The organism is Streptomyces sp. NPDC048643, assembly GCF_040650615.1.
Taxonomy (GTDB): domain Bacteria; phylum Actinomycetota; class Actinomycetes; order Streptomycetales; family Streptomycetaceae; genus Streptomyces.
This window is the reverse complement of the sequence record NZ_JBEZHO010000032.1, coordinates 16360-24808: the sequence shown is the minus strand read 5'-3', so window position 1 is coordinate 24808 and position 8449 is coordinate 16360. Positions and strand designations below refer to the sequence as shown.

The following is an 8449-nucleotide window of genomic DNA, read 5'->3' as shown; positions in this document are numbered from 1 at the left end:
CGTCCGGCGGGCGGCGCGGGCTCAGCTCGCGATGCCCACCACCAGCCAGATGAAGCCCACGCCCGCGACCGTGAACAGCAGGGTCGAGCGGGCCGGGTGCTCGTGGTGCGCCTCGGGGAGGATCTCGGCGGCCGCGAGGTAGAGGAGCACGCCGCCGAAGAGCCCGAGATAGCCGCCGAGCAGCCCCTCCGGGATCGTGAAGAGGAGCGTGGAGGCCGCACCGAGCACCGGGGCCGCCGCGTCCGCGAACAGCATGAACAGGGCCTTGCGGCGGGCGTTCCCGTACAGGCTGGTGATCGTGTAGGTGTTGAAGCCGTCCGCGAAGTCGTGGGCGACGACGGCGAGGGCGACCGCGAGGGCCATGCCGCCGCCGACCTGGAAGGCCGCGCCGATCGCGACGCCGTCCATCGCGCTGTGCCCGACCATGGCGCCCGCCGCCGTCAGACCCACCTCGGGCGCGCGGCCGTCGCGCTCGTCACCGCCGTGCGCGGCCTGCCGGTGCGCGAGCAGCCGTTCGACCAGATGGGCCAGCAGGAAGCCGGCCACGAACAGCAGCAGCGCGGCCGGTACGCCGAACACCTCCCGGCCCGCCGTGGCGAGTGCCTCCGGCAGCAGGTCGAGGCCGACCACGCCGAGCATCAGACCGCCGGCCAGTCCGAGGACCAGATGCCGACGGTCGGTCACCCGCTGTGCCGTCCAGCCGCCGGCCAGCGTCATCAGGAACGCGCCGAGCGCGACGAGGACCGCCATAGGCCCTTGCTATCCGATCAACCCCCGTTCGCGCACCTTCGGCGACGGCCCCGTGCCCACTGATGTGCCACATCACCCCAGTTTTTCCGTAGGAGAGGACCGATTCCCATGGCCGATGCCCCCACCGGCAAAGTGACCTTCGTCGGTGCCGGCCCCGGCGCCGCCGACCTGCTGACCTTCCGTGCCGCGCGCGCCATCGCCGAGGCCGACGTGGTGATCTGGGCGGCGAGCCTGGTGCAGGCCGAGGTCCTCGACCACGCCCGCGAGGGCGCCGAGATCCTCGACTCGGCCACGATGTCGCTGGAGGACGTCGTCGCCGTGTACGAGCGGGCCCGTGAGCACGGTCTGCGGGTGGCGCGGATCCACTCCGGCGACCCGGCGCTGTGGGGCGGTACGCAGGAGCAGATGGACCGGTGCGCGGACCTCGGCATCGCGACGGAGATCGTGCCGGGCGTCTCGTCCTTCTCGGCGGTGGCGGCGCTCGCGGGACGCGAGCTGACGATCCCCGAGGTCGCGCAGTCGGTGATCCTCACCCGGCTCGGCGGCGGCAAGACGCCGATGCCGCCCGGCGAGGAGGTCCGGGAGTTCGCCAAGCACGGCACGACGATGGCGCTGTTCCTGTCGGCGGCCCGCAGCGGCCAGCTCGTACGGGAACTGCTGGAGGGCGGTTATCCAACGTCCACGCCGGTCGTCGTCGCCCACCAGGCGACCTGGCCGGAGGAGCTGATCGTGACGTGCACGATCGGCACGCTGGAGGAGACCGTCAAGGAGCACAAGCTCTGGAAGCACACCCTCTTCCTGGTCGGCCCGGCGCTGGACGCGAGCGGGACCCGCTCGCACCTCTACCACCCCGGCCACTTCCACGGGTTCCGCAAGGCCGACCCGCAGGCCCGCGCGGAGCTGCGCGCGGCCCGCCGGAGCGCCGCGCAGGGACCCGCGTCGTGAGCGTGGAGATCGTCGGCGCGGAGGACGGAGCCGTGCGTGCCGCGCCGGCGGACCGATCCGCGGTGATCACCGTCGTCGGTACGGGCACGGGGGCGCCGCTTCCCGAGGAGGCGCTGGCGGTGCTCGCCGGGGCCGGGCTGGTCGTGGGTGGCCGGCGGCATCTGGCGGCGGCCCCGCTCGCGGGGCGGACCGGGCGGATCGTGCTCGGCCCGCTGGCACCGGCGCTCGACGGCATCGAGCGGTACACGGACGCCGGGGCGCCGGACGGTCCGGTGGTGGTGCTCGCCTCGGGCGACCCCGGGTTCTTCGGGATCGTCCGGGCGCTGGCCGAACGCTTCGGGGCCGGGAGGCTGGACGTGCGGCCCGGCGTCTCCTCGGTGGCGACCGCCTTCGCGCGGGTCGCTCTGCCCTGGGACGACGCGGTGGTCGTCAGCGCGCACGGCCGTGACCTGCGGACGGCCGTCCAGGTCTGCCGGTCGCAGCCGAAGGTGGGCGTGCTGACCGGCCCCGGGGCCGGGCCCGCGGAGCTGGGCGCCGCCCTCGTCCACCGGGGCGCCGACCGCGTCCTGGTCGTGGCGAGCGCGCTCGGCGACCCGGAGCGCGAGCGCGTCGAGCGGGTCACGCCCGCCGAGGCGGCCGCCCGCGACTGGGGTACGGCGGTGAGTGTCGTCCTGTGCCTGGACCCGGCGCGTGCCCTGGCCGCCGTGCGGACCGTCGCCGGTCCGCCGGCCGGGCCCGCCCGATGGGCCCTGGAGGAGAGTGAGTTCGCCCACCGCGACTCGATGATCAGCAAGTTCGAGGTCCGCGCGCTGGCCCTCGCCCGGATCGGGCCGCGGCTCGGCGAACTGGTCTGGGACGTCGGCGCGGGCTCCGGTTCCGTGGCCGTCGAGTGCGCGCGGTTCGGCGCGGCCGTGACCGCGGTCGAGAAGACCCTGGACGGCTGCGAACGCGTCCGCGCCAACGCCGCCGCGCACGGCGTCGACGTGCACGTCGTGCACGGCGCCGCGCCCACCGTGCTGTCCGACCTCGACGATCCGGACGCCGTCTTCATCGGCGGCGGCGGACGCGAACTGCCCGCCATCGTCGCGGCGTCGGCCCGCCGGGCGCGGCGCGCCGTCGTCGTCGCGATGGCCTCGCTCGATCGGGTGCCGGCCGCCCGCGACGCCCTGACCGCCGCCGGGTTCGACTGCGACGGCGTGCTGCTCCAGTCGTCGCGGCTCGCCCCGCTGCCGGGGGACGTGTCCCGGCTCGCGGCGACCAATCCCGTTTTCGTGCTGTGGGGCGTCCGGCCCCCGGCCCGTACCGAAGGAGTTCCCCAGTGATCGGCCTGATCTCCGCCACGGCGGCGGGCGCGGCGGCCCGTGACCGGCTGGCCGCGGCATGGCCCGCGCGCACCCGGGTGTACGAGGGGACCGTGGCGGACGCCGTACGGCGGGCCTTCGCCGAGTGCGACCAGCTGGTGTGTTTCCTCGCCACCGGCGCGGTCGTCCGGCTCGTCGCGCCGCTGCTCGCGGACAAGGCGTCCGACCCCGGGGTGGTGTGCGTCGACGAGGCGGGCCGGTTCGCGGTGTCGCTGGTCGGCGGCCACGCGGGCGGAGCCAACGAACTCTCCTGTGAAGTGGGCGAGTTGCTCGGTGCCGAGCCAGTGGTGACGACGGCGACCGACGCGGTCGGGATGCCGGGCCTGGACACGCTCGGCCTGCCCGTGGAGGGTGACGTCGCCGGGGTCTCGCGGGCCGTGCTCGACGGCGAGCCGGTGGTGCTGGACACGGAGACGGTCTGGCCGCTGCCGGCGCTGCCGCCCAACGTCGGCGCTCCGGCCCGGGAAGGGGCCGCCGTGATCCGCGTCTCCGACCGCGCCCAGGGACCCGCCGCGCGCGAGGTGGTCCTGCGCCCGCCGTCCCTCGTCGTCGGTGTCGGCGCCTCGCGGGGCGCGCCCGTGGAAGAGGTCCTCGGGCTCGTCGAGGAGGCCTTGGCGGACGCCGGTCTCTCCCTCCGGTCGGTCGCCGAACTCGCCACCGTGGACGCCAAGTCGGAGGAGCCCGGCATCCTCGGAGCCGCCGCCCGGCTCGGCGTGCCGGTCGTCACCCACAGCGCCGGGGAACTGGCGGCGGTCGCGGTCCCGAACCCCTCCGACGCACCCCTCGCCGCGGTGGGCACCCCCTCGGTCGCGGAGGCCGCCGCACTCGTGGGCGGCGGCGAACTCCTCGTCCCCAAGCGGAAGTCGGTCCGTGCGGACGGCTCGCCCGCGATGGCGACCGTCGCGGTGGTGCGCAGGCCGGCCCGTGGACGGCTCGCCGTCGTCGGTCTCGGCCCCGGTGCCCGCGACCTGCTCACCCCGCGCGCCACAAGGGAGTTGCGCCGGGCGTCGGTGCTCGTCGGGCTCGACCAGTACGTCGACCAGATCCGCGATCTGCTGCGGCCGGGCACCCTCGTCCTGGAGTCGGGGCTCGGCGCCGAGGAGGAGCGGGCGCGCACGGCGGTGGCCGAGGCCCGGCGCGGTCAGGGCGTGGCGCTCATCGGCAGCGGCGACGCGGGCGTCTACGCGATGGCGTCGCCCGCGCTGGCCGAGGCGTCCGACGACATCGACGTGGTCGGGGTGCCCGGGGTGACCGCGGCGCTGGCCGCGGGAGCGATCCTCGGCGCTCCGCTCGGCCACGACCACGTGTCGATCAGCCTCTCCGACCTGCACACCCCGTGGGAGGTCATCGAGCGCCGGGTCCGCGCGGCGGCCGAGGCCGACATCGTCGTGACGTTCTACAACCCGCGCAGCCGGGGCCGGGACTGGCAGTTGCCGAAGGCCCTCGCGATCCTCGCCGAGCACCGGGAGCCGGTGACGCCCGTCGGGGTCGTCCGCAACGCCTCCCGGCCGGACGAGTCGAGCCGGGTGACGACGTTGGGGTCCCTGGATCCGGCGATCGTCGACATGATGACCGTGGTGACCGTGGGCAACACGGCGACCCGTGAGATCGCCGGGCGCATGGTCACGCCGCGCGGCTACCGCTGGCAGGAGGAGTCGGAGTGAGCCAGGTGTTCCCGGAGAGCCGGGTCGTGCACCCCATCGAGCAGGAGTCGTTCCGGCGGCTGCGCTCGCGGCTGGACACCTCGCACCTCCCGCCGCTGACCCGCGCGGTGGTGGAGCGGGTGATCCACTCCGCCGCCGACCTGGAGTACGCCGGCGACCTCGTCACCGACGAGGACGCCCTGCGGCACGCGCACGCCGCGCTGCACGCGGGGGCACCCGTCGTCGTGGACGTCGAGATGGTCGCGGCCGGCATCACCCGCCGCGCCACCGTCTGCCGGCTCAGCAAGGCCGTGTCGGGCCCCGGTCTGACGCGCTCCGCGCACGCCGTGCGGCTCGCGTACGAACAGGTCGGGCCCGGCGCGCTGTGGGTGATCGGCTGCGCGCCCACCGCGCTGGAGGAACTGCTCCGGCTGGACGCCGACCCCGCGCTCGTCATCGGTCTGCCCGTCGGTTTCGTCGGTGCGGCCGAGTCCAAGGCGGCGCTTCGCGCGAGCGGGCTGCCCGCCGTCAGCAACGTGTCCGAGAAGGGCGGTTCCGCGGTCGCGGCCGCCGCTCTCAACGCCCTGCTGTACCACCCCACCCCCACCCCCCTGGCCGCCGAGGCCTCGACGACCACCGAGGCCCCCGCGCCCGTCAAGGAGACATCGTGACCACCCCTCCCCCCGCGCTGCTCATCGCCGGCCACGGCACCCGGGACGAGGCCGGAGCCGAGGCGTTCCGGTCCTTCGTACGGGAGTTGGGCCGCCGCCACCCCGAACTGCCGGTCGCCGGCGGGTTCATCGAGCTGTCGCCGCCCCCGCTGGGCGACGCCGTCACCGAACTGGTCGAGCGGGGGGTGCGCCGCTTCGCCGCCGTCCCGCTGATGCTGGTGTCCGCCGGGCACGCCAAGGGCGACATCCCGGCGGCCCTGAACCGCGAGAAGGAACGGCACCCGGGGATCTCGTACACCTACGGGCGTCCACTGGGCCCGCATCCCTCGCTGCTCGCGGTCCTGGAACGGCGGCTGGACGAGGCGCTCGGCGGTGCGGCGCGCACGCCCGCGGACCGCGCCGACGTGACGGTGCTGCTCGTCGGCCGCGGCTCCACCGACCCGGACGCCAACGCCGAGGTGCACAAGGCGGCCCGGCTGCTGTGGGAGGGCCGCGGATACGCGGGCGTCGAGACGGCGTTCGTGTCGCTGGCGGCCCCGGACGTGCCGTCCGGCCTCGACCGCTGCGTGAAGCTGGGGGCGCGCCGGATCGTGGTCCTGCCCTACTTCCTGTTCACCGGCATCCTCCCGGAGCGCGTGCGGCAGCAGACCGAGGGCTGGGCCGCCGCCCACCCGGACGTCGAGGTGCGCTCCGCCGACGTGATCGGCCCCGAGCCGGAGCTCCTGGACCTGGTCATGGAGCGCTACCGGGAGGCCGTCCAGGGCGACCTGCGGATGAACTGCGACTCCTGCGTCTACCGCATCGCGCTGCCCGGCTTCGAGGACAAGGTGGGGCTCCCCCAGCAGCCGCACTTCCACCCGGACGACGACGGCCACCACGACGGCCACGGGCACCACCACGGCGGCCACGCACACTCCCATGCGCACTGACGAGGCCGCCGAGGGCGGGCACGATCTGCGGCACCACGGGGACGCCGAGGTGCGCGACGACGGCTCCGCGCTCACCGACCTCGCGGTGAACGTCCGGGCGGACACCCCGCCCCGGTGGCTGCGTGAGCGGATCGCCGATTCCCTGACCGGGCTCGCGGCCTACCCAGACGGACGGGCCGCGCGGGCCGCGGTGGCCGCGCGGCACGCTCTGCCGGTGGAACGGGTGCTGCTCACGGCGGGCGCCGCCGAGGCGTTCGTGCTGCTCGCCCGCGCCCTGAAGGTACGCCGGCCGGTCGTCGTGCACCCGCAGTTCACCGAGCCGGAGGCCGCCCTGCGGGACGCCGGGCACACGGTCGGCCGCGTCCTGCTGCGCGCGGAGGACGGCTTCCGTCTCGACCCGGCCGCCGTCCCCGAGGACGCCGACCTCGTCGTGATCGGCAACCCCACCAATCCGACGTCGGTGCTGCACCCGGCCGCGACCGTCGCCGAACTGGCGCGTCCCGGGCGGGTCCTGGTGGTCGACGAGGCGTTCATGGACGCGGTGCCCGGGGAGCGCGAGGCGCTGGCCGGACGCACCGACGTGCCCGGCCTCGTCGTGCTGCGCAGCCTCACCAAGACCTGGGGGCTGGCCGGCCTGCGGATCGGGTACGCGCTCGCCGATCCCGAGACGATCGACGCGCTGGAACGTGCGCAGCCGCTCTGGCCGGTGTCCACCCCGGCGCTCGCCGCGGCCGACGCGTGCATGTCCTCGCAGGCGCTCGCGGAGGCGGCGCACGCGGCGCACCGGATCGCCACGGACCGGGCCCATCTCGTCGCGGGGCTGCGGGAGTTCGGCTGCTCCGACGGACTGCGGGTGGTGGAGCCCGCGGAGGGTCCCTTCGTGCTGATCCGGCTGCCGCGCGCCGCGGGGGTGCGGCGGAGTCTTCGCCACCTCGGGTTCGCGGTGCGTCGCGGGGACACGTTTCCCGGGCTCGGCGAGGAGTGGCTGCGGATCGCGGTGCGCGACCGTGCGACGGTCAACCGCTTCCTCCAGGCCCTGGACCGGGCGGTGACGGCCGGCGGGGACTGATCCTGGACGGTTCCCGCACCCCGACCACCGCGGAGGCGGGGACTCGGCCTCTCCGGCAGTCGAGGAGCGGGGTCCGGGGCCGGGCCCCGTTCGGGAGAGGTCAGCCGCGCCGACGGCGGGAGAGGACGACCGCTCCGCCGCCCGCGGCGAGCAGCGCCACCGCGCCACCCGCGATGTAGGGCGTCGTCGAGCTGCCACCGGTCTCGGCGAGGCCTGCCTCCGCGGGGGCGCCCTGCGGTTTCACCTCGGTCACCGGCTCGGCGGAGTCCGCGGGCTTCGCGGGCTCGGACGGCTCCGCCTGCTCGGCGGCCGGCGCCGCCGGCGTCTCGCAGGTGGCCCCGGCCAGTGTCAGGGTGCCCTCGACCTCGGCCACGTTCAGCTTCAACGGGTTGATGGACACCTTGAGTTCGAGCGCGGACGCGGCGGCCGTACGGGTCGTGGTCTCCGTCTTGGACAGGTCGAGCCGCACCTCGCCGACACCGGGCACCTTCACCTCCGTCGGGCCGCCCGCGGTCAACGTCACCTTCTTGCCGAGGACGTTGACCGATCCCAGCAGGTTGGCGGTGGCGACGGGCTTCTTGCCCACCTCGCAGGTCGCCTTGGAGGAGACGGCCTCCAGCTCGATGAGCGACAGGAGCGGCAGTCCGGGGACATGGACCGCGGCGTGGGCGAGGCGAGTGGAGCCCTCGGCCTTCCCGTCCGCGACGGTGGCCTTGGCGCTGGCGACGTCCGCGCGCAGCACACTGAACGGGCGGCCGCGGTCGACGCCGTCCAACTGCGCGGTGAGCGCGGTCTTCTCGGCGCTCCGCGGTGCCTGCACCTCGTTCAGCGAGACCGCGAGCGGGACGTTCACGGTCTTGTTGAGGAGGGAGACGTCGAGTCCGGTGCGGAGCACGACGGCGCTCGCGCGACCCTGGTCGGTGGTCGCGTGGGCGGATCCCGCACCGGCCAGCGCGGTGGGACCCGCGACGAGGACGGTGGCCGCCGCCGTGACGGCGAAACGGCGTGCGGGCATACGGTAGTTGGTGCTGTTCAAGGGTGGGACCCCCATAAGAGAAAGCCTGGGACCCCGAAAGAATTA

Annotated in this window: 8 protein-coding genes; 6 read left to right on the top strand and 2 right to left on the bottom strand. The window is 75.2% G+C overall.

Annotated features, from left to right (window positions below; all coding sequences use genetic code 11):
- Nucleotides 1-21 precede the first annotated feature (21 nt).
- Nucleotides 22-750: a ZIP family metal transporter gene (locus AB0C62_RS27135; RefSeq protein ID WP_362977401.1), complete on the bottom strand. Its 729-nt coding sequence runs from the start codon at nt 748-750 to the stop codon at nt 22-24.
- A 108-nt stretch (nt 751-858) separates the two neighbouring features.
- Here AB0C62_RS27135 and cobM point away from each other — a divergent pair, with 108 nt between their 5' ends.
- From cobM to cobC, 6 genes are all read left to right on the top strand, one after another.
- On the top strand, nt 859-1695 hold the full coding sequence (gene cobM / locus AB0C62_RS27130; RefSeq protein ID WP_362977399.1) for a precorrin-4 C(11)-methyltransferase: 837 nt from the start codon (nt 859-861) through the stop codon (nt 1693-1695).
- A gap of 62 nt (nt 1696-1757) precedes the next feature.
- Nucleotides 1758-3017, top strand: a complete 1260-nt coding sequence (cbiE, locus tag AB0C62_RS27125) for a precorrin-6y C5,15-methyltransferase (decarboxylating) subunit CbiE (RefSeq protein WP_362977534.1) — start codon at nt 1758-1760, stop codon at nt 3015-3017.
- Complete coding sequence (cobJ, locus tag AB0C62_RS27120) at nt 3014-4720, top strand: precorrin-3B C(17)-methyltransferase (protein WP_362977397.1); 1707 nt, start codon at nt 3014-3016, stop codon at nt 4718-4720. The genes cbiE and cobJ overlap by 4 nt, the downstream gene beginning before the upstream one ends.
- Complete coding sequence (locus AB0C62_RS27115) at nt 4717-5370, top strand: precorrin-8X methylmutase (protein ID WP_362977395.1); 654 nt, start codon at nt 4717-4719, stop codon at nt 5368-5370. Before cobJ ends, AB0C62_RS27115 begins: the two co-directional genes overlap by 4 nt.
- Nucleotides 5367-6299: a sirohydrochlorin chelatase gene (locus AB0C62_RS27110; RefSeq protein WP_362977393.1), complete on the top strand. Its 933-nt coding sequence runs from the start codon at nt 5367-5369 to the stop codon at nt 6297-6299. The genes AB0C62_RS27115 and AB0C62_RS27110 overlap by 4 nt, the downstream gene beginning before the upstream one ends.
- The gene (gene cobC / locus AB0C62_RS27105; RefSeq protein ID WP_362977391.1) at nt 6289-7368 is read left to right on the top strand and encodes an Rv2231c family pyridoxal phosphate-dependent protein CobC; all 1080 of its coding nucleotides are present in this window, start codon (nt 6289-6291) and stop codon (nt 7366-7368) included. Before AB0C62_RS27110 ends, cobC begins: the two co-directional genes overlap by 11 nt.
- Nucleotides 7369-7468: 100 nt before the next feature.
- Here the strand turns inward: cobC and AB0C62_RS27100 are convergent, their stop codons facing one another.
- Nucleotides 7469-8404, bottom strand: coding sequence for an SCO1860 family LAETG-anchored protein (locus AB0C62_RS27100; protein ID WP_362977389.1), 936 nt, complete (start codon nt 8402-8404; stop codon nt 7469-7471).
- Nucleotides 8405-8449 lie beyond the last annotated feature (45 nt).

Bases quoted from the DNA above. Each gene is read 5' to 3' on its own strand.
- cobM (WP_362977399.1), top strand. From the start codon at position 859: ATGGCCGATGCCCCCACCGGCAAAGTGACCTTCGTCGGTGCCGGCCCC.
- AB0C62_RS27135 (WP_362977401.1), bottom strand. From the start codon at position 750: ATGGCGGTCCTCGTCGCGCTCGGCGCGTTCCTGATGACGCTGGCCGGC.
- cobC (WP_362977391.1), top strand. From the start codon at position 6,289: ATGCGCACTGACGAGGCCGCCGAGGGCGGGCACGATCTGCGGCACCAC.